Here is a 25,690-nt window from a genome sequence, read left to right as displayed (position 1 = left end):
CGCGGAAACCGATCTGTCCATACCCTACGCTTTTCGTTGCCGAAGATGATGATCATGCGATCGCCGACTGGAACAAATGGCTGATTGCAAATGGCTTCGAACCGCTGAGTGAGCTTGATCTCAATGCCGAACAAGACGGGCAGCAAGGCTTCATGCTCCCCTCTCGCTACGCGCCGCGCGACCAATACACAGATCGTGTCGAATACGCACGACGCCATTTCAAAGATGCACGTGAACGGGAAGGAGAACCACGGCCGAATCGCAGTCGAGGCGATGCCCATGAGTAGCCAAACTTCCCAAATGATTTGTGACTTTGCGCAAGCGATGCGTGTTAGCGATATCGACCTGTCGGGCGAGCTATCGGTGTACGTGCTTGGCCATCGAGTGGCTGTCGAATCCACACCCTGTCACTTCGGCGGAGTTCGTTTTTGGTTCCTCTGTCCGTTCTGCGAGAGACGTTGCGCAGTCATCTACAAGAAGGGCTGCCGACTTTGCGCAAATGGAAGATATCGCAGTGAAAGCCTGTCCCCAAAAGCGCGGCTCCTGCATAAAACCCTGAAGCGGCGAAAACGGCTGGGTCAATCCAGAGGTGGCCTGACGGTTCGGTTTCCACCAAAGCCGAAGTGGATGCATGAGAGCACCTACGAACGGTTGCGAGCAGAAGCCGAGCACGAAGAAGGCGACATACTGGCCGATCTAATGGCCCAGCTCGCCGCTCTCAGCACGAGAGCGAGGTGACCATGCGAGTGTCCGATCATCTGTGAAACTGGGCTTTGATTCATGCTACCTGAGAGGAGCAAGGGCAATGAGGATTTCCAAGGAATTACTGGACGAGCTGCGGAAGGGCTGCGAGCGACCTGAAGACCTGCTTGGCGATACCGGGCTGACTATAGAGTTCAGGATCAAGCTGATGGAACGCGTGCTGGGAGCCTAGCTGACTGCAAATCTTGGTTATGAACAAGGTAAGGATGCACCGCCGGGCCTGCCTAGCTGGCGCTACGGCACAGCCAGTAGGCGGCTGAAGGGTCAGGACGGCGAGATGCCAATCGCCGTTAGGCGTGACCGGGACGGCAGTTTCGAGCGGGAGTTGGTGAAGAAGGGCCAGACCCGGAGCGACGGCATGGGTGATCAGATCATCGGTCGGGAACGAGCCGCATGTCTTGATCGATTTGCGGATCACCCGATTCAAGCTCTCGATGGCGTTCATGGCGTATATGATTTTCCGAAATGCTGGATCGAAGGCAAAGAACGGGATCACCTCCTGCCACGCCCGCCGCCAGGCCGGGGAACGCGTATTTCCCAGCCCATTTGTCCTCGAAAGTATCGAGATCGGCCTTGGTCAAATCGGCGGGCGAGGATGTCTCCTCACCCGCAAATATTTATTCTTGCTGTAGGGTGTCGCTAGCCGATGGTGCTTCCCAGCCAGAGCGTAATCGCAGGAAATGCGATCAGGAGAGCAAGACGGAGGACATCGACTGCGATGAAGGGAACCAGCCCTTTGAATATCCGTAGCACCGGCACTTCCGGTAGAACCGCCTTCAGGACGAAGACGTTCATGCCAACCGGTGGTGTGATCAGTGCGATCTCGGTCACGACGATGACAATGATACCGAACCAAATCAGATCGAATCCCTGTGCGACGACGATGGGCGCGAAAAGGGGCACGAAGATCAGGATGATCGCCATCGAGTCCATCACGCAGCCGAGCACGAGGAAGACCAGCATAATGGCGAGGATCAGCATTGTGCCTTCCAGCCCGGTCGATTGCACAAGGCCCAGAACGCCCGCCGCAAGGCCCGACAGGGTCAGCAGTTTCGACAGCATCAGCGCGCCGAAAAGAACCGTATAGAGCGACACCGAGGTATAGGCGGTATCGACAATGATCGTGCGCAGTGTGGCCCAGGATAGCCGTCCGTGCAGGGTGGCTATCAGGATGGCGAGGCCCGCGCCCATACCGGCCGCTTCCGTCGGCGTGAAAAGGCGCGCGTAAAGGCCGCCGATGATGAGCCCGAACAGTAGCAGGAACGGCCAGACGCCGGACAAGGCACGCAGCTTCTCTGGCCAGGGGGTTCGCTCGCCTTGCGGCGCATGGCTCGGATTGAGGGCCGCCACCACGCGGATGGCGATCATGTAGAATGCCAAACCAAGAATTCCCGGAACAATGCCGGCAATGAACAGATCACCGATATTGGTCTGGGTCAGGATGCCAAAGATCACCATGATGATCGAAGGCGGGATGAGGATGCCAAGCGTGCCGCCCGCAGCGATTGTGCCGGCCGCTAGCTCGTCCGAGTACCGATAATTCTTCATGCTGGGGTAGGCGACCTTGGCCATGGTCGCGGCGGTGGCGTAGCTCGATCCACAGACTGCGGAGAAGCCGGAACAGGCCACCATGGTCGACAGCGCCAGCCCCCCGCGCACGTTGCCGACAAAGGCATAGGCGGCGCGGAACAGGTCATGGGCGATTCCGGTCTTGGAAATCACGTTGCCCATCAGGATGAACATCGGCACGACGGCAAGATCGTAAGACAGCACCGCGTCGGCGATGGTGAGCGGGATCAGCTGGAACGCGATGTTCCAGTTGATGGCGAAACCGATCCCGGCCACGGACACTGCCAGAAGGGCGAAGGCCAGTGGGACGCGCAGGAAGGCGAGGATGATGGCCGTGGCCATCGCGATGGAACCGACAATCATAGGGCTTCCTCCTGGTGGGTGTCTTCGGGATCGACCATCGGCCCCGTCAGGGCGATGATCAGCGCGGCGAGGGCCGAGAGGCAGAGGCTCAGCGCCATGAAGAAATAGAGCGGCGCACGCGGCACCCGCAGGGCCTGACTGACCTCGGAAATCTGGGAGGCATTGAGCCCGTGCTTGACGAAAAGCCAGCCCATCATCGCAAGAACGGCGGTCACCAGGACCGAGATCAGCACCCGCCACCATCCCATCCAGTGGCTGGAGATCAGCTTGTCAAAGAGGTCAATGGTCAGGTGGGCGCCCGCAGCAGTTACCAGCGGCAGGCCGGAAAAGACGACCAAGGCCATGAGGTGCTCGGTGATGTCGTTCGAGCCATAGATCGGCGCGCCGAAGATGCGCCTGCCGATGACGTCTGCAAAGGTCAGGGCGACCATGGACAGCAGAAAAAGGGCCATCACCGTTTCAATCGTGTGACGAATCTTCCAGGTCAGGTTTCGCATGTTTTCTCCTCCCCATTGTGGCCGGGGGCAGTCAGACCGCCCCCGGATGTGCCTGATCAGCTGCCGGATGCCTGTGCCTGGACGAGTTCCGCGTAGGTGCCGGCATAAAAGGACAGCACGGCCTCGGGATCTTCGACACCAGCGGCTGCCGCTGCGGTCACCCACTCGGCGATCATTTCCTCCGTGATCCCGTCGACGGCGGCGACCAGTTCGGGCGAGGCTTCCACGATCTCGTGACCCTCGGCAGACAGCGTCTCAAATGCCGCTGCGTTCTGGATGTCGAAGGTCGCCCCCCAGGCCGCAGACAGGGCCTCGCCCGAGATTTCCTCGATTGCCGCGCGGTCTGCCTCGCTCAGGCCATCCCAACGGGCGCCGTTCATGGCGATGAAGAAGCTCGCGTCGTAGAAGCCGCCCGGGAACACGGTGTGATGGGTCAGGCTTTCGTCGAGGCGGAAGTTGATCACCGATTCCATCGTGTGCAGCGACCCGTCGATGACGCCACTTTCCAGCATCTCGTAGGCGCGCGTCGCAGGCGAGGCCACCGGAACGGAACCAAGCGCGGTCAGCAACTGTTCCTGGATAGGGCCGCCCATGCGGAATTTCTGGCCTTCCATGTCCTCGGGCGCGGAAATGGTGGTGGAGCCGTGGTGCAGCTGACCGCCACCGAAGAGGCCGACGCCCAGGACTTCAACGCCGTCGAACGCCGCGTTGTCGGCAAGATAGGTGTCAAAGGTGCGCCAGAGCGCAACGCTCTGCGCCTCGGCATTGGTGCCGGAGTTCGGGAATTCCGAGAACCACATCGAAACGAAGCGCTCGGGTTCGTAGGTGAAGTTGCCCCAGGTGATGTCGGCCACACCGTTTCGCGCCAGTTCCCAATGCTGCGGCGGGCTGGCCAGCGGCGCGGGCAGGATCATGATGGTGACGCGGCCCTCTGTGGCCTCGGCCACACGCTCGGTGAAAGGCACGAGAATGTCGGTGTGCACGAAATGCGTGGGCGGAACCCAGGAAGACATGGTCAGCACTTCGGCGCTTGCAGCCTGTATGCTGGCGACAAGGGCGATGGTTGCGGCCGAAGCCTTGAGGAACTTGGTGGTGAAGTAGGTCATCTGGAACCTCCCTTTGATGACGATGTTGTGGTTCAGGTGTTCGCGCGTGCGTTCAGCGAACGGCTCGTCCGCGTTCGGGCGAGATCAGCGATGATCGCCGCGCCGACGGGGATGATCTCGGGGTCGAAGACATATTCGGGGTGGTGGGGCGCGCGGCCCTGCTGGCCCACGAAGAAGTAGGCGCCGGGCACGCGCGCGCTGAATTCCGAGAAATCCTCGGAGGCCATCAGGCTGCGCGCGTTCTCGATGACCTTCTCCGCCCCGACGATGCGTGTGGCAGAGGTCACGACGGCGGCAACCACGGCTGGATGGTTCATGGTCACCGGCGCGACCTTTTCCACGGAAACGGTGACGGTGACGCCGAAGATCGTCTCGGTCGCGCGGGCGGTGTCGGACAGCAGACCAACCAGACGGTCGCGCACCGTCGTCGCGGTCGTGCGCATGGTGCCTTCGAGCCGGATTTCCTCGGGCAGGATGTTGCGGGCGGTGCCGCCGGTCAGCGTGCCGAATGAAATCACACCCGTGTCGCGCGCATCGAAGACGCGTGTCGCGGCCTGCTGGACCGAGGTCAGGAAACTGGCAGCGGCCAGCATCGCGTCTTCGCCGGTATGCGGCATCGCGCCATGGGCACCGTTTGCACGGATCGTCACGTCGATATTGTCGGCCGAGGCGAGGGCAGAGGTGGATGGGATTGCGACAGCCCCCTTGGGCAGGCCCGGCAGGTTGTGCAGCGCGTAGACCTCGTCACAGGGGAAGCGTTCGAACAGGCCGTCGGCCAGCATTGCGCGTGCCCCCGTCAGAAGCTCTTCGGCAGGCTGGAAGATGAAGCGGATCGTCCCGTCGAAATCGCGGTGCTGTGCCAGGTAGGCGGCGGCGGTCAGTGCGGTCACCGTATGCCCGTCATGGCCACAGCCGTGAAACCGCGCCGCATCCTGCGAGCGATAGGGAAGATTTGCCTTTTCCTCCATGGGAAGCGCGTCAAGCTCCGCCCGGAAGGCGATGCACCGGCCCGGGGCGGACGCGCTGGCACCGGGGCCATGCAACGTGCCGACAACACCCGTTCCGCCGATCCCGGTGGCGACCTCGTAGCCAAAATCGGTGAGGCGCGCTGCGACAAAGGCGGCGGTGCGGACTTCTTCGAATCCGGTTTCGGGGTGGGCATGCAGATCCTGCAGCCAGGCCAGCGACATATCGCGCTGCGTGTCGTACCAGGTGTCGAACATGTCAGCTTCCCCTTGATTCTCATCATGAGATGGTTGCATATTGAGACTAGTATCCCAAAAAGGTTGCAAGCTGAGAATAAATTGACCACCCTTCAGGTATGATGCGATACCTTTTGGGTATGAAGGGAAGAGCCGGGGCACAATGCTAGAGAAAAAAACGTTTCAAAACGAGCGGTTGACCTATCGTCTCGATATTGTCGCGCAGGAAGCGATCCGGGCAAACGATGCCATCTTCTTGCGAGAGACCGGCTGCCGCATCCGGGAGTTGAGGGTTCTGCGTTTGGTTGACGATTCCCCGGGAACGACTTTTGCGGAGATATTGAAGTCAACCGGACTCGAACGCAGCCTGACCTCAAGGATCATCCAAAGCCTCCTCGGTGCAGATCTGATTTATCGAGAAAACTCCCCCGAGGATGCGCGCGTGTTCTTCCTCCAGACCACTGAAAAGGGAAAGCAGGTGCGCCGGATCGCGAGGGACCTGTCTGACCGGCTGGAAGTGATTCTAACCGAGCCTCTGAGTGCGGATGAAATGGCGCAATTGAACGGGCTGCTACTGCGGCTAGGGCGTTGGGTCACCTCTCCAGAATACAAGGAATCCTTGCAAGACGCCTGTGCAAAATAGGTATCAAACAAAGATAGTCTTGATGTGAGAATAAATATCGACTATCACAGCTCTGCCAACGAAGCCGAAACAGGAGAGGCCGGTCACCCACCGGCGCCGAAGGAGCAACCCCCCGGAACCTCTCAGGCAAAAGGACTGTGTTCGGACAGGCAATCTGAAGCGTGAGGCGTGGCCAAGACCCGCATCCCGCGACAGAGGGGATTGGACCTGTCATCCGGCAGGACGAACCTTTGGTCGCGGGAGGATATCATGACCAGAATTGCCGTAATCGGCGCCGGAATCACCGGCGTGACCACCGCCTCGAGCTTGATGGACAGGGGCTATGACGTCACCTTGTTCGATCGCAACCGCTATGCCGCGATGCAAACGTCCTTCGCCAATGGCGGTCAGCTATCGGCATCGAATGCTGAAATCTGGAACCGCTGGTCCACCGTATTCAAAGGTATGAAGTGGATGATGACCCGGGGCGCGCCGCTCTTGGTTAACCCGAAACCCAGCTGGCACAAGTACAGTTGGATGGCCGAGTTTGTGGGCTCGATCCCGCAATACCGTGCCAGCACCGTCGAGACGACTCGAATGGCTATCGCTGCGCGCGGGCTTCTTCGTGAGAAAGCCGAGCGCCACGGGTTTGACTTCGACTGCGAAAACCGAGGCATCCTGCACATCTATACGAACAAGTCGGAGTTCGATCATGCCACGGAGGTCAACAAGCTTCTCGCTGAGGGTGGCCTGGAACGGCGCGCGGTGGCGCCCGAGGAGGTGCACCAGATCGAACCGGCGCTAAACGGGGAGTTCTACGGTGGATACTACACCGAAAGCGATTTCACCGGTGACATTCACCGCTACACGACCGGTCTCGCCAAATCTATTGAAGCTGGCGGCGCGGCGCTGCGGTTCGGAACAGATGTCGACATGTTAAGTGCAGACAAGAACGAGGTGCGCCTGACCTGGAGCCGGAACAACGAAAGCCAGACCGAGTCCTTCGATGGCATTGTTGTCTGTGCCGGTGTTGGCAGCCGGACCATCGCAGCGCAGCTTGGTGATCGGGTGAATGTCTATCCGGTCAAGGGATATTCCATCACTGTTCGTCTCGACGACGAGGAAAGCCAGCGTGCAGCACCCTGGATCAGCTTGCTTGATGACGAGGCCAAGGTTGTGACCAGCCGCCTTGGCAAGAACCGGTTTCGGATTGCCGGTACGGCAGAGTTCAACGGATACAACCTCGATATTCGGGATGATCGCATCCGCCCGCTGATCAAGTGGTGCGAGCGTTTCTTCCCGGGCGTCAGCACTGAGCACGCGATTCCCTGGGCAGGACTGCGACCGATGATGCCGAACATGATGCCCAAGGTAGGCCGGGGAGTTCGGGACCGCGTATTCTACAATACCGGGCATGGTCATCTGGGATGGACCTTGTCTGCCGTGACGGCCGAGATGGTGGCGGAGATCGTTGCGAAATCCCGAACCGTGAACGGGTCGCGCGGCGCATCTGTAAGTGCCCCTGCCACTCTGAGAACACAGGGGGCCGTGTGATGCATCTTCCTACATACGACGACATGCTTGCCGCACATGACCGGATCGCCCCGCATATCCGCCGGACACCGGTTCGGACATCGGATTACCTGAACGAACTGGCCGGGTGCCAGCTGTTCTTCAAATGCGAAAACTTTCAGGAACCCGGCGCGTTCAAAGTGCGTGGGGCCACGAACGCGGTCTTTGGCCTTGATGAGGCCCAAGCTGCAAAAGGGGTCGCCACGCATTCCAGCGGCAACCACGCCTCTTGCCTGAGCTACGCTGCCATGCTGCGCGGCATTCCCTGCAATGTGGTGATGCCGAGCACCGCGCCGCAAGCCAAGAAAGACACAGTTCGCCGCTATGGCGGTGTGATCACCGAATGTGAGCCGTCGACGACCAGCCGCGAGGCGACATTCGCCGAGGTGCAGGCTGCAACGGGCGGCGATTTCGTGCATCCCTACAACGACCCGCGGGTGATCGCTGGGCAAGGCACCTGTTCGAAGGAGTTCATGGAACAGACCGACGGGCTCGACATGGTGGTGGCCCCGATCGGAGGGGGCGGCATGATCTCTGGCACCTGCCTGACGCTATCGACCCTGGCACCGGAAACCCACGTCATCGCAGCCGAGCCCGAACAGGCCGACGACGCCTATCGCAGTTTCAAGGCCGGGCACATCATCGCCGATGACGCGCCCAAGACCATCGCGGATGGGCTTTTGGTGCCTCTCAAGGATCTGACATGGCATTTCGTGTCGAAGCACGTGACCGAGATCTACACGGCCTCTGAGCAGGAGATCATCGACGCGATGAAGCTGATCTGGAAGCACTTGCGCGTGGTCATGGAGCCTTCAAGCGCCGTTCCGCTGGCCACGATCCTCAAGAACCCCGATGCCTTCATAGGCAAGCGCGTCGGCGTGATCATCACCGGCGGCAACGTCGATCTGGACAAACTGCCCTGGATGCAGGGCTGAAAAGGACCATACCCATGAAAGACATGATTGATTTTGACGCCTACGAGGTTGGCTTCGACATTCCGGCCAAACCTGGAATGGACGAGTGCGAGATTCAGACGCCCGCGCTTGTGCTAGATCTCGATGCGCTGGAACGCAACATCAAGAAGATGGGTGACTATGCAAAGGCGCACGGGATGCGGCACCGCGCCCACGGCAAGATGCACAAATCCGTCGACGTTCTGAAACTGCAGATGGAACTGGGGGGTGCGGTTGGCGTCTGTTGCCAGAAAGTGTCCGAGGCCGAGGTCTTTGCGCGCGCTGGAATCAAGGAGATCCTCGTGTCCAACCAGGTCCGCGATCCGGGCAAGATTGCGCGTCTGGTCCAGTTGCCGCTGCTGAGCGGCGGCGAGGTGATTGTCTGCGTCGACGACGTGGCTAATGTGGCCGACCTGTCGGCAGCCGCCGGCAAAGCAGGAACAAACCTTGGCGTCTTCATCGAGATCGACTGCGGGGCAGGGCGCTGCGGCGTTTCCACCACTCCTGCGGTTGTGGAGATAGCCAAGGCTGTCGTAGCGGCGGACAACCTCACCTATCGCGGCATTCAGGCCTATCAGGGCGCGATGCAGCATATGGACAGCTTTGACGACCGAAAGGTCAAGATCGACACCGCGATCGCGCAGGTTCAGGATGCCGTGAATGCGTTGAACGCTGAAGGTATCGAGACGGAGCTGGTGTCGGGCGGTGGCACGGGCTCGTATCATTTCGAGAGCAATTCCGGCCTATACAACGAGTTGCAATGCGGGTCCTACGCGTTCATGGACGCGGATTACGGCCGTATCCTCGATCAAAACGGCAAACGCATCGACGCGGGAGAATGGGAAAACGCTTTCTTCATTCTGACCAGTGTGATGAGCCATGCAAAAGCTGACAAAGCAATCTGCGATGCGGGCCTCAAGGCGCAATCGGTCGACAGCGGCCTGCCGGTCATCTACGGGCGCGACGACGTGGAATACATCAAATGCTCGGATGAGCATGGTGTGATTGCCGACCCGAACGGCGTCCTGAAGGTCAACGATAAGCTGCGGTTGGTTCCCGGTCACTGCGATCCGACCGCCAATGTGCACGATTGGTATGTCGGTGTGCGAAACGGCAAGGTCGAATGCGTCTGGCCGGTATCGGCCCGAGGTCGCGCCTATTGAGTTCGCCTCCGGCGTCGACCCGTGCGAGGGGCGCTGCCCCTCGTACTCCCCGGAGCATTTTCACAAAGAAAAAGGGCGGATCGGGAAGATTCCGCCGCAAGGAGAACGCAATGTGGATCGTACCTGAACGCGAAATTGCAAACCTCATGACGCGCGACGTGGCCTTTGACGCGGTCGAAACGGTCTTTGCCGCGATGGCGTCGGGGGAGGCCTATAATTTCCCTGTGATCCGTGAAGCCATCGGGCACGAGGATGCGCTTTATGGGTTCAAGGGCGGATTCGACCGCGCTGGCCTGACGCTTGGCCTCAAGGCGGGCGGTTACTGGCCCAACAACCTCGCAAGGCGCGGACTGATCAATCACCAGTCCACCGTTTTTCTGTTCGACCCGGATACCGGCATGGTCAGGGCCATGGTCGGCGGCAACCTGTTGACTGCATTGCGCACGGCGGCAGCGTCTTCAGTGTCGATCAAGCATCTGGCGAGGGAAGATGCCAAGGTTCTCGGCATCGCCGGGGCAGGCCACCAGGCCAAGTACCAGTTGAGCGCGGCCCTTGAACAGCGCAGCTTCGACAAGGTGATCGGTTGGAACTACCACCCCGAAATGCTGCCCAATATCGAAAAGGTCGCCGCTGAAGCCGGGGTGCCCTTCGAAGTTGTCGATCTGCCCGGCATGGCCGAAGCCGATGTCATCATCACCATCACCTCGGCTTTCTCGCCGTCGCTGATGGCCGATCATGTCAGTCCAGGCACCCACGTGGCCTGCATGGGCACCGATACCAAAGGCAAGCAGGAGGTTGACGCTGCATTGCTGGTGAAGGCAGCAGTCTTCACCGACGAGGTCGCACAGTCGATTTCAATAGGCGAGGCACAGCATGCCTTCGGTGAGGGCCTGATCGCGGAAAGCGATGTTGCGCAGCTTGGTGCGGTCATCAACGGCACCCATCCGGGCCGCGGCTCGGCTGATCAGACCACGCTGTTCGACGGCACCGGCGTGGGCCTCCAGGATCTTGCCGTCGCGGCCTCGGTCGTCAATCTGGCGATTGCGCAGGGCGTCGCTATCGAGGTCGATTTCTGACAACGGCAGCCATCCAAATAATTTGTTCAAAACAGGCGTCACAATTCGTGGCGCCTGTTTTCGTATTCGTGGTGTCGCAACCAGCATGCGTCTTCCCAGGGTATCACCCAAGACCCCCCCAATCATCGACAGAATCCGGCTCGGGCGGGCAATCTGCATCCTATCGAAACTTGCAGATGTGGTGAGCCCCAGTGACCAAGATTGACCAGATCGAGACCATGATCCTCGACATCCCGACCATTCGCGGTCACGTGCTGTCCATGGCCACGATGCGGACGCAAACCGCTGTACTGGTCAAAATCAGGTTCTCGGACGGCTCGGAGGGCATCGGCGAAGGCACGACAATCGGTGGTCTCAGCTACGGTGCGGAAAGCCCCGAAAGCATCCAGTCGGCCATCGACACCTATATCGCTCCCGCGCTTCTGGGTCGGAGCGGGGACGAGGTGAACGGGGCGATTCAGCTGATCGACAAGCTTGTGAAGGGCAACCGCATCGCCAAGACAGCGGTCGAAATTGCCCTCTGGGACGGGCTGGGCAAGCGGCTGGGCGTGCCGGTCTCACAACTGTTCGGTGGGGCGGTGCACGAGCGTCTGTCGGTCGCCTGGACCCTGGCCTCGGGCAACTCGGAAACCGATATCGCCGAAGCCCACGAAATGATCGAAACCCGCCGTCACAACATCTTCAAACTAAAGATCGGCAAGCGGTCTGTGCGCGAGGACGTGGCTCATGTGGCTCGGATCAAGGAAGCTGTCGGCGATGCCGCCAGCGTGCGTGTCGACGTGAACACCGCCTGGTCTTTGCAGGACGCGCGCTGGGGTCTCAAAGGTCTTCAGGACGCAGGCTGTGAACTGGTCGAGCAACCGGTTCCAGCTCGGTATCGCCGCGCAATGGCGGAGCTTGCGAAAGCCTATGAGATTGCGGTGATGGCGGATGAGGCGTTGAACGGCCCCGAGGACGCCCTGGACGTCGCATCAATGCGTTCCGCGGATGTGTTTGCCGTGAAGATCGGACAATCGGGCGGGCTCAAGCGCGCCTCCGAAGTGATTGCGATCGGGCAGGCAGCAGGCCTTGGCCTTTACGGCGGAACGATGCTGGAAACCGGGCTGAGCACAGCCGCGGCGTTGCAATTGTTTTCGACCGTCGAAGATCTGGCCTGGGGCACCGAATTGTTCGGCCCGCTGCTTTTGACCGAAGACATCCTCGCCGAACCGATCATCTACCGCGATTTCTGTGTCGAGATCCCCAAAGGCGTCGGCATCGGCGCGAGGCTTGATCCCGACAAGATCGAATTCTTCCGACGCGATCGCGGGCGGACCAAAAAAGCCGTCGCCGGCGAATAGGCCCGCGACACGATATCAAACCCAGCTTAGGCGCGCGACAAGTTGCCAAGGCAGTCAGGAGGAGGACCAGACATGTTCACCCAATCCAATCTCGATGAATTCGAAGCGCGGCTCGACGGTGCCATTCAGGATGACCCGGAAAACGGCGTCTTCCGCTGCCGCCGGGATATCTTCACCGACGAAGAATTGTACGAGCTCGAAATCAAGCACATCTTCGAAGGCAACTGGATCTACATGGCACATGAAAGCCAGATCCCGGAGCCGGGCGATTACTTCACGCTGACCATGGGTCGAACGCCCGTCGTCATCACCCGCGACAAGGACGGCGAACTGCACGCGCTGGTCAATGCCTGTTCGCATCGCGGCGCTCAGCTTTGCCGCTTCAAGCGTCGCAATCAGAAGACCTTTACCTGCCCGTTCCACGGCTGGACCTTCTCGAACACCGGCAAGCTGCTGAAGGTGAAAGACCCTAAAGGCGCGGGCTACCCCGAGCAGTTCAACACCGACGGCAGCCACGACCTGACCAAGGTGGCCCGGTTCGAGAACTATCGCGGCTTCCTGTTCGGTTCGCTCAATGCCGATGTGCAGCCGCTGGAGGAATACCTCGGCGAAGCGCGCAAGATGATCGACATGATCGTTGACCAGGCCGACGAGGGGCTGGAGGTTCTGCGCGGGTCCTCGACATACACCTATGATGGCAACTGGAAGCTGCAGGCCGAAAACGGGGCCGATGGCTATCACGTGTCCGCCGTGCACTGGAACTATGTCGCCACCACGGCGCACCGCACCGATGACGGCAAAGAGGACAACATCAAGGCGACCGACGCGTCCAAATGGGCCAAGCAGCGCGGTGGCTTCCATGCCTACGAAAATGGGCACATTCTGCTGTGGACCGAGTGGGCTGATCCCACCAACCGCCCCGGCTATCCGCGTCTGGAAGAATGGACGGAGAAGTATGGCAAGACCAAGGCCGAATGGATGGTGGGCGTTCTGCGCAACCTCTGCCTCTATCCGAATGTCTTCCTCATGGACCAATTCAGCAGCCAGATCCGCGTGTTCCGCCCGATCAGTGTCGATCAGACCGAAGTTACGATCTACTGCATAGCGCCCAAGGGCGAGAGCCAGGAAGCCCGTACGCGTCGCATCCGTCAATATGAAGACTTCTTCAATGCCTCCGGCATGGCGACGCCGGACGACACCGAGGAATTCCGGGCGACGCAGCGCGGCTATGCCGGGGCGGCCCATGCCCAGTGGAACGACCTGACCCGCGGTGCGACCCAATGGATCGAAGGCCCTGATGAAGACGCCAAGGCATTGGATATCAACCCGGTTCTGTCGGGTGCCCGCACTGAGGACGAAGGTCTGTTCGTTATCCAACACAGCAACTGGTCGGAGCGCATGGGTGAAGCCATCGCCAAGGAACGCGAAACCGCGCCTAAGGCGTCGGTCGCAGCCGAGTGAGGAGGAAAGATCATGACAACCGCAACGCTTGAACGCCCCGCAACCTATGCGATGAGCTTCGAGGACATCCAGGCCTTCCTATTTGCTGAGGCCCGCGCTCTGGACGACCGCGACTGGGACACCTGGCTGACCTTCTATCACAAGGATTGCCCGTTTTGGATGCCGACATGGGATGACTTCGACACGCTGACAGAAGACCCGGCAAACGAGATGTCGCTCATGTATTACCCCAACAAGCAGGGGATCGAGGACCGTGTCTTCCGGATCAAGACCGACCGGTCATCGGCGACCTCGCTGCCGGAGCCGCGCACCAATCACTATCTGTCTGGCATCGAAGTGCTGTGCCGTGAGGGCAGCGAAATCAAGCTGCGCTTCAACTGGCAGACACTCAGCTATCGCTATGCCCAGACCGATACCCACTGGGGCACCTCGTTCTACACGATCGACACCAGCGGCGTGAGGCCGCTGATCACCGACAAGAAGGTGGTCCTGAAGAACGATCACATCCACCATGTGATCGACGTCTACCACGTTTGACCCCCGTTTCCCGGGAGACTGAAAACCTCCGCGCATCCAGGTCAGGGTGCGCGGCCAAGGGAGGAGCATGCCATGACGACCTACAACGTTGCCCTGAATTTCGAAGATGGCGTCACGCGCGTCATCCAGTGCGATGACGATGAGAAGGTGACCGATGCGGCCTTCCGTCAGAAGATCAACCTGCCAATGGATTGCCGCGACGGCGTCTGCGGCACCTGCAAGTGCTTTGTCGAGAAGGGCGAGTACGAGCTTGAATTCTACATGGACGAGTCGATGAGCGACGAAGAGGCTGAACAAGGCTTCGCTCTCACCTGTCAGATGACGCCGGAAAGCGACTGCGTCGTCAGAGTTCCTGCGTCCTCTACCATCTGCAAGACCGCGCCTGAGGCCGTTGAGGCAGAGGTGCAGGGCGTCGACAAGCTGTCCGAGACGTCCTTCGGCCTGCGGGTAAAGCTGGCGAAGCCGATCAATTTCTTGCCGGGTCAGTATGTGAATCTGACGGTTCCCGGCACCGACACACATCGATCCTATTCGTTCTCATCTGCGCCGGGTGCGCAGGAAGCTACCTTTCTGATCCGCAATCTGCCGGGCGGTGTCATGAGCTCCTATCTTGGTGAACAGGCCAAGCCGGGCGAAGCCCTGACCGCTACGGGTCCGATGGGGGCTTTCTACCTGCGCCCCATTGAGCGCCCTCAGCTGTGGCTGGCAGGCGGCACCGGCCTTGCGCCGTTCCTGTCGATGCTGGAACAGGTGGTGGAACAAGGCACGGATCAGCCGATAACGCTTTACTACGCCGTGACTCGTGCCGCCGACCTTGTCGAACTCGACCGCGTGAACGCGCTTGCTGAACAGATCGGGAATGTCACCGTCATCACCATCCTCGCCGCCGAGGACGAGGAGCATGACCGCAAGGGCTTCGTCACCGATCACGTGACCGCCGACGATCTGAACGCGGGCGATGCCGATGTCTACCTTTGCGGCCCGCCGCCGATGGTCGATGCCGTGCGCGCGCATTTCGCAAAACTGGGCGTCGAGCCCGCGAATTTCTACTTCGAGAAGTTCAACCCGACCGAGGCGGAGGCGGCTGCAGCATGACCCGGCGGTTCGACGACAAGGTGATGGTCGTCACCGGTGCGGCGCAGGGGATCGGCCGCTTGGTGGCAGAGCGCGCCGCCGCCGAAGGCGCGCGAGTGCTGATCGTCGACCGGTCGCCCGCCCGCAAGGACGTGGTCGCCGCGATCCGCGGGGCGAGGGGGGTGGCCGAGGCGATCTCGGTCAATCTCGAAACCTGGGCGGGCTGCGAAAAGGCCATGCAGAAGGCGGTGGACCTCTGGGGCCGCATCGACATCCTTGTGAACAACGTGGGCGGCACCATCTGGGCCAAGCCCTTTGAACATTACGAGCCCAGGCAGATCGACGCCGAGGTGCGCCGGTCGCTCTTCCCCACGCTCTACTCCTGCCGCGCGGCCATCGAGCACATGTTGCCTCGCGAAAGTGGTGTGATCGTCAACGTCTCGTCCATCGCCACGCGCGGGCTGAACCGCGTGCCCTACGCGGCAGCCAAGGGCGGGGTGAACGCGATCACGGCAAGTCTCGCATGGGAAGTGGCCGAGCGCGGCATTCGCGTGGTCGCGACCGCGCCTGGGGGCACCGAGGCCCCTCCGCGCATCGTGCCGCGCAACCCGAACGCTGAGGAGGAACAGCGCGAAGACTGGTACCGGACCATCGTCGACCAGACGATCCAGTCCTCGTTCATGAAACGTTACGGAACACTCGACGAGCAGGCAGGACCGATCCTGTTCCTGGCGTCGGATGACGCGTCCTACATCACGGGCGTGACCCTGCCCGTCGGAGGCGGAGACCTGGGCTGACGCGAACAGGCGGCCCTTAATCTGGAGGAGAGACCACATGAAATTCACTTGCACTGCGGCCCTGACCGGGCTCGCATCCCTTTTCTGCACCCAAATGGCAGCGGCTGACGACATCGACGTCGGCGTCCTGCTGCCCTTTTCGGGTGTTTATGCCGCCCTCGGCAACGAGATCGAGGCGGGGTTCACCCTTGGACTCGAAACCTTCGGCAGCGATCTCGACGTTGAGATCGTGCTGCATCGCGAAGATACCGAAGTGACCCCGGCCACGGGCCTGACCCGCGCGCGCCGCCTGATCCTTCAGGACGACGTTGACGTAATGGTCGGTATCGTGTCCTCCGGTGTTTTGGGTGCGATCCGCGATATCGTTCATGGCGCGGAAGTGCCGCTGATCGTGGCCAACGCGGGCAATGATGAAGCAACCGGCGCCGATTGCAGCCCCTACATCACCCGCGTGTCCTTCTCGAACAGCCAGGTGAACCGTCCCATGGGCACCTGGATGGCCGATCAGGGCATTGGCACCGTCTATACGCTGGCCCCCGACTATGCCGCAGGCCGTCAGATGATCGACGCCTTCACCGCGGCCTATACGGCCGCAGGTGGTACCGTGGTGGGCAGCGACTTCACCCCGTTCCAGCAGACGCAGGATTTCGGCCCCTATATTGCACAGGCACAGGCCTCGGGCGCGGAAGCGCTCTATGTCTTCTACGCCGGTGGCGAGGCGATTTCCTTCGTCAACCAGTATGACAGCTTCGGCGCCGCCGAGGGCCTGCCGCTATATGGCTCGGGCTTCCTGACCTCACAGCTTTACGTGAACGCCGAAGGCGAATCCGCCGATGGCATTGTGACTGCGCTGCATTATGTGCCGACCATCGACAGCCCGGAAAACGCGGCTTTCGTCGAGGCCTTCCAGGCCGCGAACGACCGCCTGCCGTCCGAGTTCGCCGTGCAGGGCTATGACGCCGCACGCGCGCTGATCGAGGCACTGTCCACCGGCGCGAATGACCGTGAGTCCATCGCCACCGCCCTGCGTCAGGTCAGCTTCACCGGGCCGCGCGGGTTGCTGTCGATCGATCCGGTCACCAACAACCTGATCCAGCCGATCTATGTCTACGAGACCGTGACCGGCACCGATGGCATGACCCAGACGGTGCTGGCCGAACTGCCAGCCGAGGCCGATCCGGCCAATGGCTGCGCGATGCCTTCGGTCGTCTCGAACTGATCCCTACTGGCCGCCCGGTCCCACGACGCGGGCGGCCTATCCCCTTCTGCCAGACGAGGCGTTTCCCATGACCACCGATCTCGGCTTCTGGACCCTGCAAACGCTGAATGCCTTGCAGCTGTCCATGCTACTTTTTCTTCTGTCCATCGGCCTCACTGTCATCTTCGGCCTGATGCATTTCGTGAACCTAGCCCACGGCGCGCTTTATGCGCTGGGGGCCTACATTGCGGCCTCGGTTGCCAGTGTTGCGGGCTTTTGGGCGGCGATCATAATTGCACCGCTTGGCGTCGCACTGACCGGTGTGCTGCTCTATGGCGGACTGATCCAGCGGATGCGCAAATCCGGGCCTATGGCGCAGGTTCTGGTCACGTTCGGGCTGATCTTCGCGCTGCTCGATTTGACCCGCATCCTGTGGGGCGACCTGGCACTTGCCATGGACACTCCCGCGCTGCTGAGCGGACAGGTGAACCTGCTCGGCGTCACATACCCCACGTACCGGCTGTTCATCATCCTGCTTGGCGGCGTGATCTTCACGGCCCTCGCACTGACACTCGCCCGCACCCAAATCGGCGCGATGATCCGAGCGGGAGTCGACAATGATTCCATGGCCGCCTGCCTTGGCATCAACGTGGAACGCCTGTTTTTTGTGGTGTTTTGCGTCGGCTGCGCGCTGGCGGGGCTGGCGGGTGCCGTTGCCGCGCCGCTTTTGAGCGTGACGCCCGGCATGGGGCTGCAAATCCTGATCCCCACGCTCATCGTCATCGTGATCGGCGGTCTCGGGTCGCTGAAGGGGGCCATCGCAGGCTCGCTCATCTATGGCTTCGTGCAAACCTTCGGTGCCGTCCTGGCCCCGCAACTTGCCTCGGTCCTGATCTACGCGCTGCTCGCCGCAGTGCTGGTGATCAAGCCTGTGGGCCTCTTTCCAGCGAAAGGATAATCCGATGTTTCGTCACACACCGCTTCGCTACGCTGCTTTGGTGCTTCTTATCGGAGCCGCGCTGACACAGACCTTTACCGCCGGCTACTTCGGGCTGGAGATCCTGATCGAGATTCTGATCCTTGGAATGCTGGTTCTTGCCCTCGACCTTGTGGCCGGCTTTGGTGGGATGGTGTCGCTGTGCCATGGGGCACTGATGGGAGTGGGGGCCTATGCCTTCGTGACCCTGAATGTGCTCGTAGGCCTTGATCCATGGCTGTCTACGCTGGCTGCTGTCGCTGTGACTGCTGGCATCGCTTGGGTTATCGGTGCGATCTGCGCCCGCAGCCATGGCATCTATTTCATAATGGCCACGCTGGCGTTCGGGCAGATGGGATATTCCTACATATTCGAGTCGCCACTGTTCGGTGGAGATGACGGGATGGGAGGGATCGACCGGTTCGACCTGACTTCCATCGGTCTTGATCTGAATGACAGCAAGACCTTCGCGCTCTTCTGCCTTGCAGTACTGATTGCGGTCTACCTTTTCGCCGCGGCGATCCTGAAATCCGGTCTTGGCCGGTCGCTGATCGGCGTCATGCACAACGAAAAGCGGATGAAGGCGCTTGGGCAGAACACCTGGCGGGTGAAGGCCGATGTCTTCGGTTTGTCGGGTATCATTGCAGGAATCGCCGGTGTTCTGGCCGCACAGCATATCCTGTTCATCTCGCCCGGAATGCTGGCCTGGACCGTATCGGGCGAGGCTCTTGTCGTCGTTATCCTCGGCGGGCTCGGCACTTTGGTGGGTCCGCTGATCGGGGCGGCGTTCTTCGTGGTGCTCAAGCATCAGGTCAGCGAGGTTACCAGCCATTGGCACCTTGTCGTCGGCGTGGTGCTGATCGCCGTGGTGATGAGTCGGGCGAACGGGATCTTTGGCTGGATCGAGGCTCGCTACGGCGCGTGGATCGACCGGCGCTTGACGGATTCCACCCGCACCGAAACCCCCGAGGAGATTCTGACCGATGCTTGAGACACGCAACCTCGACAAGAGCTTCGGCGCCGTTCACGTCACTCGCGACGTGTCGCTGAAGCTGGAACGTGGCGAACGCCGTGTGATCCTTGGCCCCAACGGGGCGGGCAAGACCACGCTCTTCAACCAGCTGGTGGGCGAACTGACCCCCGACAGCGGATCGGTTCACCTGGCGGGCGAGGACGTGACCGCGCTGTCGGTGGCTCGGCGTGCCCGCCAGGGCCTGTCGCGCAGTTATCAGAAGAACACGCTTTTCGACGGGCTGACGGTTGAGGAAAATCTCGGCCTTGCCGCGTCGATTCACACTGGCCATGCAAGTCGGCTCTGGTCCGACTGCCTGTCGAAGCCCGAGGTGCGCGAGATCGTCCAAGAGGTGGCCGAGCAGGTCAACCTGATGCCCTACCTGCATGCGACCGTGTCGGAAATCAGCTATGGCGTGCGCCGTCAGCTGGAGGTCGGCGTTGCGCTGGCCACCCGCCCGCTGGTCCTGCTGATGGACGAACCCACCAGCGGTGTCGGCCCCGAGATGTCCAAGGGGTTCCATGACCTTCTGAACAACCTGCCGCGTGACCTGACCATGTTGATCATCGAGCATGACATGGACTTGGCCTTCGACGTGGCCGACACGATCACCGTGCTGAACTACGGCGAAGTGGTCTTCGACGGTCTGCCCGAAGAGGCGCGCGGCTCGTCCCTGTTGAAAGAGATCTACCTTGGGAGCTGGGAAAATGCTTGAGCTGAGTGCAATCGACTCCGGCTATGGGGAAACACAAGTCCTCTACGGCCTGAGCCTAACGGCCAAGGCGGGCCGGGTCATGGCGATCCTGGGCCGCAACGGCGCGGGCAAGTCCACGACGCTGAAAACCATCATGGGCCTTTTGCCCGCGCGATCGGGCAGCATCACCTTCGACGGAAAGCCCATCCCCACCCGCGCCTTCGACGTGGCGAAATCCGGCATCGCCTATGTGCCCGAAACGCGCGACATCTTCCCCTCGCTCACCGTGCGCGAGAACCTGGAAATCGCGGCCAAGCGCTTCGGCGGGGCGGATGCGGAATGGACGCTGGAGCGCGTGGTCGATCTCTTCCCCCGGCTTGGGGAACGGATGGACAATGGCGGGATGGAGCTTTCGGGCGGGGAACAGCAGATGCTGGCCATCGCGCGGGGGCTTCTGATGAACCCGCGCCTCCTGATCCTCGATGAACCGACCGAGGGGCTGGCGCCGATCATCGTGAAGCTCATCCACGACAAGCTGCAGGAGCTAAAAGCAGCCGGGCTGTCGATGATCATCGTTGAGCAGAATTTCGGTTTTGCAACGTCCCTGGCTGATGACGTCGTCATCGTCGGGAAAGGGCAGATCGTCTGGACCGGCAGCGCCGAGGAAATCCGGGCTGATGAAGAAACCCAGCACACCTGGCTTGGTGTGTGATTCCTCATGAACAAGTGCTTCGCACGGTTTCGTGCGGAGCGCCTAGAACATCTTGCGCGCAACCTTCTGAGCGATGCCAACGAAGTTCTTAACATGCACGCCCTGTTCATCGAGGCGATAGTTCACCGACAGTTCCGTCCGCGCGATCTCGGGTTCGATTTTCAGGAACTTCATCCCTTTACGCGGCGCGTTTGCCACCGATTCCGGGACGACACAGACACCTTCGCCGACGGCAACAAGGCTGAGAGCAGTCTGAAGATCCATGCACCAGATCCGCAACGGGGCCTCAAACCCGGCCTCTTGAATAGCATTCAGGACCATGTCGGCATAGCTGGGGCGTGGTCGTTCCGGGTAGAGGATCAGATTATGGGTCATCAGCCGTTCAAGTTTCGCGACTGTCCGTGACTGCGTGTCGACGATATCGGGCAGGGCGAGGATCAGCTTCTCCTCGACAAGGTGTTTGGACAGGAATTCCGGATCCTTGAGCGTCGGTCTTGCGAACACCACGTCGAGCTCGCGTGACACAAGTGCCCTGTGAAGCTCGGCGTTGTTCATGGGATTGAGGCTGAGGTTCACCTCGGGGTAATTCGCGCGGTAGGATCGTATGATGTTGGGCAGGATGCCGAAGGTGGCCGATCCAACAAAGCCGATTCTGAGGCGACCTTCGGAGCCCTGGCCAAGACGGCGGACTTCCAGCTTTGTGTCATCAAGTTGTGCGATGATTGACCTGCCGCGCTTCAGCAACCGTTCGCCTGCCTGCGTCAGGGTGATTGCACTGCGTCCTCGATTGAACAAGACAGCCTGAAGCTCTTCTTCCAGCTGCTTAATAGACCGGCTTAACGGTGGTTGCGCCATGTCCAGCCTTTCGGCCGCACGCCCGAAGTGCAGTTCCTCGGCAACTGCGATGAAATAGGCCAGCTGTTTGAAATTCATTTTTTGCCGCCCTCCCAGAGTTTTACGTTAAGCGATCCCGCAAAATGAAAAAAGGCCCCCGAACAAACGGGGGCCAGTTTTCAGGGAGGAATCTCGGATTATTCGGCGGCGACGGCCTTTTCGTCGGCTTCGGCCTTCAGCACGAAGTCGAACTCGAAGTGCAGATCCGTGCCGAGATCTTTCGCGGCGGGTTTGAACTTGCCGATGAGGCTCTCCTTCACCGCGAACACGCTGTCATCCTCAAGCCAGGCACTATCGGCGTCGTAGATCTGGCTGATCAGCGGGCGGTAGCCTTCGCGCGAGATGATGAAGTGCATGTGGCCGGGGCGGTTCGGGTGATGACCCATGAAGCGCAGCAGCTCACCGGCGGTTTCATCGTCCGGGATCGGGTAGGGGACGGGGCGTACTGCAACAAAGGCGTAATGGCCGTTTTCGTCGGTCTCGAAGCGGCCACGCAGGTTGTATTCCGGCTGATCGGGGTCGAGGTTTTCGTAGATGCCGTTCGGCGCGTCTTCCCAGACATCGAGCGTCACACCGGCGATGCCGTTGCCGTTCTCATCTTTGATGTAGCCTTCGAAATAGGCTGTCTCTTCATTGTCGTAATGCTTCTGGATGGTCGACGCCCCCTTGGGCAGAACCGGCGGGTTCTCGCGATAGAACGGCCCCAGAACGGTGGATTCGCTCTCATTGCCTTCGACGGGGTTGGTCATCATGTCGACCAGCACTTCAACGCCGAGGATGTCGCCAAGAAGAATGAATTCCTGGCGGTTGTCGTTGCACAGCTTGCCGGCGCGGGCGAGGTAGTCGCAAACAAACAGGAATTCGTCATGCTGCAGTTTCACGTCCTTGATGAAGGCATGCAGATGCTTGACCAAGCCGGTCGCGAGCACGCGCTGGCGGTCGGTGATGTCGCCATGCTTGCCGAGGCTCTCGATCACGACGTCGGTGATGTTGTCTTGGTTGACGATGCCCATGGGTATTTCCTCCTCCTGGCAGTCTGAATATCTGAATGCGAGTTGCTTCAATGCCGCTCGCGATAAAACAGACTTCGCCGAATCCACGTGTTTACCCAATGCCCGTGGCGGTATCGGATGATACCAGCGGTGAGCTTCCCGTGGCAGAGCTGTGAAGTCCCTGCGATCGGCAGGTCAGAGTATTGACCCATACCCCTGCTGGCATGGCCCCGGTGCGGCTGATCATGGCAGCTATGGTCCAGCTTACGAACGCAAGGGAGGCCAGGGTGATCGATACCTTCAAGCAAATTCAAACGCGCCTTGAGGCAACGCCGCATCTGCAGCGACTCGGCCGACTGTTTTCCGAAACGGTGCTGATCGAGATCGACGGGAACGAGTATTACCTGTCATTCGAAAAAGGCCGCATCGTCTCTGTTGTCGAAGGCCCAAGTCGCAAGACACCTTGGCGCTTTGCGCTGCGGACGGATGCGGAAGCGCTTCAGAAGTTCTGGCAACTGCGTCCTGAACCCGGATTCCACGATATCTTCGGACTTGTGAAGATCGGCCGCGGCCGGATCGACGGCGATATCCTGAGCCTCGTGAAAAACCTTCGTTTCTTCAAGGACGTTCTGGGCCTGGCCCGCGGGAAAGAGGAGTTGGCAGCATGAGCATCGAGCCCATCACCGGTCGTTACCTGACCGTCACCATCGAGGGCGCACCCCGCCGCATCTATTTCGAAGAGGCCGGGCAGGGACGTCCTGTCATCTGCCTGCATACCGCAGGGGCCGATACCCGTCAGTGGCGTCACCTCATGAACGACGAAGAGATCACGGCGTCGAACCGCCTGATCGCGTTCGACATGCCCTGGCACGGCAAATCGCTGCCGCCCGAAGGGTTCGAGACGCAGGAATACCTGCTGACGACCGAAGCCTATATCGAAACCGTTCTGGCCGTCATCGACGGGTTGGCCCTTGACCGTCCCGTTCTGGCAGGGTGTTCGATGGGTGGGCGCATTGCGCTGCAACTGGCGGCGTTGCATCCGCACAGGTTCAGCGGGTTCATCGCCATCGAGGCCTCGGATTTCCAGCCCGCCTGGTATGACATCGACTGGTTCCACCGGCCCGACGCGCACGGCGGCGAGATGGGTGCGGCACTCGTATCCGCCAATATCTCTCCCTATGCGCCCGTTGCCGAACGTTGGAACACGCTTTGGATGTTCATGCAAAGCGGCCCGGGCGTCTTCCGGGGCGATCTGAGCTTCTACACCAGGGATGACAGCCTCATCCCGCGCTTGCCGACCATTGATACGGGGGCGACCCCGGTTCACATCATCGTCGGTGCCTATGACCTGACCTGCACGCCGGAAGATGCGGAGCGTACGGCCAGGGCCATCCCTGGCGCCACCCTTGCTGTCATGGACGAGCTTGGCCACTTCCCGATGAGTGAACATCCGGAGGGCTTCCGACCCTTCTTTGTCGAGGCTCTGGAAAAGATGCCGAGAACTGCCGCGAAGGCCGCCTGACAGATAAACCGCCGCACGGGAGGAGGAGCCATGTGCAAGAACGCCAATAACCCATGCCCAGGATGTAAGAAGCACAACAGGGACGATACTGTTTGGATGTTCTTCACCGATGAAGAACGCCAGGCCCTCGAGGCATCGAGCAAGCAGCCGCCCCTTGCGAACGCGCATTCCTGAACACTGAAGAAAATAGGCACCTTGGCAGTCTGCCCGGAGTGCAAAACTCGGACTTGGATCATGACCAAACCTTGCATCATCTGCGTTGCGATCACGGGCAGCCTGCCCAGGAAAGCCAACAACCCGGCCGTTCCGATCACTGTATCGGAACAAGTGGACTCGACTCATGAGGCGTTCGAAGCAGGCGCCTCTATCGTGCACGCCCATGTGCGCAATGACGATGAAACGCCGTCCTCTGATCCCGACAAGTTCGCGGCGCTGAAGGAAGGAATCGAAAAACACTGCCCCGGCATGATCATACAGTTCTCGACCGGTGGACGGTCGGGCGCCGGCCAGACGCGCGGCGGGATGCTGCCGCTTGCGCCCGACATGGCCTCGCTGTCGGTCGGGTCGAACAACTTTCCAACCCGCGTCTATGAAAATCCGCCCGAACTGGTCGATTGGCTGGCGGCCGAGATGCTGCAATACGACGTCAAACCGGAAATCGAGGCCTTTGACCTGAGCCATATTCTGAAGGCCAAGGACATGGCTGACAAGGGCCATCTTGCCGGAACCCCCTATGTCCAGTTCGTGATGGGCGTGAAGAACGCCATGCCGGTCGACCGCGATGTGTTCGACTATTACATCCACACCGTGCACCGTCTGTTCGGCGAAGACGCGCCATGGTGCGCCGCCGGCATCGGTGCCAATCAGCTTAGACTGAACGAATGGGCCATCGCAGCGGGCGGCCATGCCCGTACGGGGCTTGAGGACAACGTACGCCTCGACCGTGACACGCTAGCCTCCAGCAACGCTGAACTGGTGCGGCGGGCGGTGGATATCTGTGACAGGAACAACCGCCCCGTGGCGAGCTGGCAAGAGACGCGCCGGATACTCGGCCTACGTCTGCCTGAGAATACCGAGAAAGGCCAAGCGGCATGAAGAAAGTATATGGCTCCGCCGATGAGGCGCTCGACGGCGTTCTCTTCGACGGCATGCTGATTGCGGCGGGGGGATTTGGCCTCTGTGGCATCCCCGAGCTGCTGATCGACGGGATCGTGAAAGCGGGCACCAAGGATCTGACGGTCGCCTCCAACAATGCGGGCGTTGACGGCTTCGGCCTGGGCAAGCTGCTGGAAACGCGCCAGATCAGGAAAATGATGTCGTCCTATGTGGGCGAGAACGCGGAATTCATGCGTCAGTATCTGAGCGGAGAGCTGGAACTGGAGTTCAACCCGCAAGGCACGCTGGCCGAACGGATGCGCGCCGGTGGCGCGGGCATTCCCGGCTTCTACACCAAGACCGGCGTCGGCACGGTGATTGCCGAGGGCAAGGAAGTGAAGTCGTGGAACGGCCAGGACTATATCCTTGAGGAAGGCATCTTCGCGGATCTGGCCATCGTCAAGGCGTGGAAGGCCGATGACACCGGCAACCTCGTCTTCC

At 60.6% G+C, this 25,690-nt stretch carries 27 protein-coding genes, 2 pseudogenes and 1 riboswitch; of the genes and pseudogenes, 22 read left to right on the top strand and 7 right to left on the bottom strand.

Annotation, left to right across the window (positions count from 1 at the left end; all coding sequences use genetic code 11):
* From EP237_RS23250 to EP237_RS23865, 3 genes and pseudogenes are all read left to right on the top strand, one after another.
* Nucleotides 1–287 (top strand): hypothetical protein (locus EP237_RS23250; RefSeq protein ID WP_164744797.1); only part of this gene is annotated, 287 nt, incomplete at its 5' end.
* Nucleotides 280–738, top strand: a complete 459-nt coding sequence (locus EP237_RS21720; RefSeq protein WP_127562925.1) for a hypothetical protein — start codon at nucleotides 280–282, stop codon at nucleotides 736–738. The genes EP237_RS23250 and EP237_RS21720, both read left to right, overlap by 8 nt.
* Before the next feature lie 67 nt (nucleotides 739–805).
* Nucleotides 806–1,141, top strand: a pseudogene (locus EP237_RS23865) (transposase); the annotation flags it as partial.
* Here the strand turns inward: EP237_RS23865 and EP237_RS21710 are convergent.
* The 5 genes and pseudogenes from EP237_RS21710 to EP237_RS21690 form a co-directional block, all read right to left on the bottom strand.
* A pseudogene (locus tag EP237_RS21710) lies at nucleotides 1,133–1,282 on the bottom strand (transposase); the annotation flags it as partial. The pseudogenes EP237_RS23865 and EP237_RS21710 overlap by 9 nt on opposite strands.
* Before the next feature lie 119 nt (nucleotides 1,283–1,401).
* Nucleotides 1,402–2,694, bottom strand: a complete 1,293-nt coding sequence (locus EP237_RS21705) for a TRAP transporter large permease (protein ID WP_127562924.1) — start codon at nucleotides 2,692–2,694, stop codon at nucleotides 1,402–1,404.
* On the bottom strand, nucleotides 2,691–3,191 hold the full coding sequence (locus tag EP237_RS21700) for a TRAP transporter small permease (RefSeq protein ID WP_127562923.1): 501 nt from the start codon (nucleotides 3,189–3,191) through the stop codon (nucleotides 2,691–2,693). Before EP237_RS21700 ends, EP237_RS21705 begins: the two co-directional genes overlap by 4 nt.
* A 56-nt stretch (nucleotides 3,192–3,247) precedes the next feature.
* Nucleotides 3,248–4,297: a TRAP transporter substrate-binding protein gene (locus EP237_RS21695; RefSeq protein ID WP_127562922.1), complete on the bottom strand. Its 1,050-nt coding sequence runs from the start codon at nucleotides 4,295–4,297 to the stop codon at nucleotides 3,248–3,250.
* A gap of 32 nt (nucleotides 4,298–4,329) precedes the next feature.
* The gene (locus tag EP237_RS21690) at nucleotides 4,330–5,520 is read right to left on the bottom strand and encodes an amidohydrolase (RefSeq protein WP_127562921.1); all 1,191 of its coding nucleotides are present in this window, start codon (nucleotides 5,518–5,520) and stop codon (nucleotides 4,330–4,332) included.
* 142 nt (nucleotides 5,521–5,662) lie between these two features.
* Between EP237_RS21690 and EP237_RS21685 the strand changes: the two genes are divergently transcribed.
* The 15 genes from EP237_RS21685 (at nucleotide 5,663) to EP237_RS21615 (ending at nucleotide 20,686) form a co-directional block, all read left to right on the top strand.
* Entirely contained in the window at nucleotides 5,663–6,142 is a 480-nt protein-coding gene (locus EP237_RS21685; protein ID WP_127562920.1) for a MarR family winged helix-turn-helix transcriptional regulator, read from the top strand.
* 60 nt (nucleotides 6,143–6,202) lie between these two features.
* Nucleotides 6,203–6,290: riboswitch (glycine riboswitch) on the top strand.
* Nucleotides 6,291–6,391: 101 nt separating this feature from the next.
* Nucleotides 6,392–7,675, top strand: a complete 1,284-nt coding sequence (locus EP237_RS21680) for a D-amino acid dehydrogenase (RefSeq protein ID WP_127562919.1) — start codon at nucleotides 6,392–6,394, stop codon at nucleotides 7,673–7,675.
* Nucleotides 7,675–8,628 (top strand): beta-hydroxyaspartate dehydratase BhcB, encoded by a 954-nt coding sequence (gene bhcB / locus EP237_RS21675; RefSeq protein WP_127562918.1) that lies wholly within the window; start codon nucleotides 7,675–7,677, stop codon nucleotides 8,626–8,628. The genes EP237_RS21680 and bhcB overlap by 1 nt, the downstream gene beginning before the upstream one ends.
* Before the next feature lie 14 nt (nucleotides 8,629–8,642).
* The gene (gene bhcC, locus EP237_RS21670; RefSeq protein ID WP_127562917.1) at nucleotides 8,643–9,809 is read left to right on the top strand and encodes a 3-hydroxy-D-aspartate aldolase BhcC; all 1,167 of its coding nucleotides are present in this window, start codon (nucleotides 8,643–8,645) and stop codon (nucleotides 9,807–9,809) included.
* 110 nt (nucleotides 9,810–9,919) lie between these two features.
* Entirely contained in the window at nucleotides 9,920–10,885 is a 966-nt protein-coding gene (bhcD, locus tag EP237_RS21665; RefSeq protein WP_127562916.1) for an iminosuccinate reductase BhcD, read from the top strand.
* A 191-nt stretch (nucleotides 10,886–11,076) separates the two neighbouring features.
* A complete protein-coding gene (locus tag EP237_RS21660) occupies nucleotides 11,077–12,225 on the top strand; it encodes a muconate/chloromuconate family cycloisomerase (protein WP_127562915.1) in 1,149 nt (382 codons plus the stop codon).
* Nucleotides 12,226–12,297: 72 nt separating this feature from the next.
* Entirely contained in the window at nucleotides 12,298–13,686 is a 1,389-nt protein-coding gene (benA, locus tag EP237_RS21655; protein WP_127562914.1) for a benzoate 1,2-dioxygenase large subunit, read from the top strand.
* Between the two features lie 12 nt (nucleotides 13,687–13,698).
* Entirely contained in the window at nucleotides 13,699–14,223 is a 525-nt protein-coding gene (gene benB / locus EP237_RS21650) for a benzoate 1,2-dioxygenase small subunit (RefSeq protein WP_127562913.1), read from the top strand.
* Between the two features lie 72 nt (nucleotides 14,224–14,295).
* A complete protein-coding gene (gene benC, locus EP237_RS21645; RefSeq protein WP_127562912.1) occupies nucleotides 14,296–15,318 on the top strand; it encodes a benzoate 1,2-dioxygenase electron transfer component BenC in 1,023 nt (340 codons plus the stop codon).
* A complete protein-coding gene (gene benD, locus EP237_RS21640) occupies nucleotides 15,315–16,094 on the top strand; it encodes a benzoate diol dehydrogenase BenD (protein ID WP_127562911.1) in 780 nt (259 codons plus the stop codon). The genes benC and benD overlap by 4 nt, the downstream gene beginning before the upstream one ends.
* 37 nt (nucleotides 16,095–16,131) lie before the next feature.
* Nucleotides 16,132–17,313 (top strand): ABC transporter substrate-binding protein, encoded by a 1,182-nt coding sequence (locus tag EP237_RS21635; RefSeq protein ID WP_127562910.1) that lies wholly within the window; start codon nucleotides 16,132–16,134, stop codon nucleotides 17,311–17,313.
* Between the two features lie 67 nt (nucleotides 17,314–17,380).
* Nucleotides 17,381–18,250: a branched-chain amino acid ABC transporter permease gene (locus EP237_RS21630; RefSeq protein ID WP_127562909.1), complete on the top strand. Its 870-nt coding sequence runs from the start codon at nucleotides 17,381–17,383 to the stop codon at nucleotides 18,248–18,250.
* Between the two features lie 4 nt (nucleotides 18,251–18,254).
* Complete coding sequence (locus EP237_RS21625) at nucleotides 18,255–19,259, top strand: branched-chain amino acid ABC transporter permease (protein ID WP_127562908.1); 1,005 nt, start codon at nucleotides 18,255–18,257, stop codon at nucleotides 19,257–19,259.
* Entirely contained in the window at nucleotides 19,252–19,995 is a 744-nt protein-coding gene (locus EP237_RS21620; protein WP_127562907.1) for an ABC transporter ATP-binding protein, read from the top strand. Before EP237_RS21625 ends, EP237_RS21620 begins: the two co-directional genes overlap by 8 nt.
* On the top strand, nucleotides 19,988–20,686 hold the full coding sequence (locus EP237_RS21615) for an ABC transporter ATP-binding protein (protein ID WP_127562906.1): 699 nt from the start codon (nucleotides 19,988–19,990) through the stop codon (nucleotides 20,684–20,686). The genes EP237_RS21620 and EP237_RS21615 overlap by 8 nt, the downstream gene beginning before the upstream one ends.
* Nucleotides 20,687–20,728: 42 nt before the next feature.
* On the opposite strand, the gene EP237_RS21610 is transcribed toward EP237_RS21615, so the two are convergent.
* Nucleotides 20,729–21,619: a LysR family transcriptional regulator gene (locus tag EP237_RS21610; protein ID WP_127562905.1), complete on the bottom strand. Its 891-nt coding sequence runs from the start codon at nucleotides 21,617–21,619 to the stop codon at nucleotides 20,729–20,731.
* Between the two features lie 98 nt (nucleotides 21,620–21,717).
* Entirely contained in the window at nucleotides 21,718–22,593 is an 876-nt protein-coding gene (locus tag EP237_RS21605; RefSeq protein ID WP_127562904.1) for a dioxygenase family protein, read from the bottom strand.
* Nucleotides 22,594–22,859: 266 nt separating this feature from the next.
* Here EP237_RS21605 and EP237_RS21600 point away from each other — a divergent pair, with 266 nt between their 5' ends.
* From EP237_RS21600 to EP237_RS21580, 4 genes are all read left to right on the top strand, one after another.
* A complete protein-coding gene (locus tag EP237_RS21600; RefSeq protein ID WP_164744796.1) occupies nucleotides 22,860–23,240 on the top strand; it encodes a hypothetical protein in 381 nt (126 codons plus the stop codon).
* Nucleotides 23,237–24,094, top strand: coding sequence for an alpha/beta fold hydrolase (locus EP237_RS21595; protein ID WP_127562903.1), 858 nt, complete (start codon nucleotides 23,237–23,239; stop codon nucleotides 24,092–24,094). The genes EP237_RS21600 and EP237_RS21595 overlap by 4 nt, the downstream gene beginning before the upstream one ends.
* Before the next feature lie 234 nt (nucleotides 24,095–24,328).
* Nucleotides 24,329–25,189: a 3-oxoadipate:acetyl-CoA acetyltransferase gene (locus EP237_RS21585; RefSeq protein ID WP_127562901.1), complete on the top strand. Its 861-nt coding sequence runs from the start codon at nucleotides 24,329–24,331 to the stop codon at nucleotides 25,187–25,189.
* A partial coding sequence (locus EP237_RS21580) for a CoA transferase subunit A (RefSeq protein WP_164744795.1) occupies nucleotides 25,186–25,690 on the top strand: 505 nt, incomplete at its 3' end. The genes EP237_RS21585 and EP237_RS21580, both read left to right, overlap by 4 nt.

The sequence above is a fragment of the Nioella ostreopsis genome (assembly GCF_004000255.1).
GTDB classification, from domain to species: Bacteria; Pseudomonadota; Alphaproteobacteria; order Rhodobacterales; family Rhodobacteraceae; genus Nioella; species Nioella ostreopsis.
This window is presented reverse-complemented; position numbering and strand designations above follow the sequence as displayed.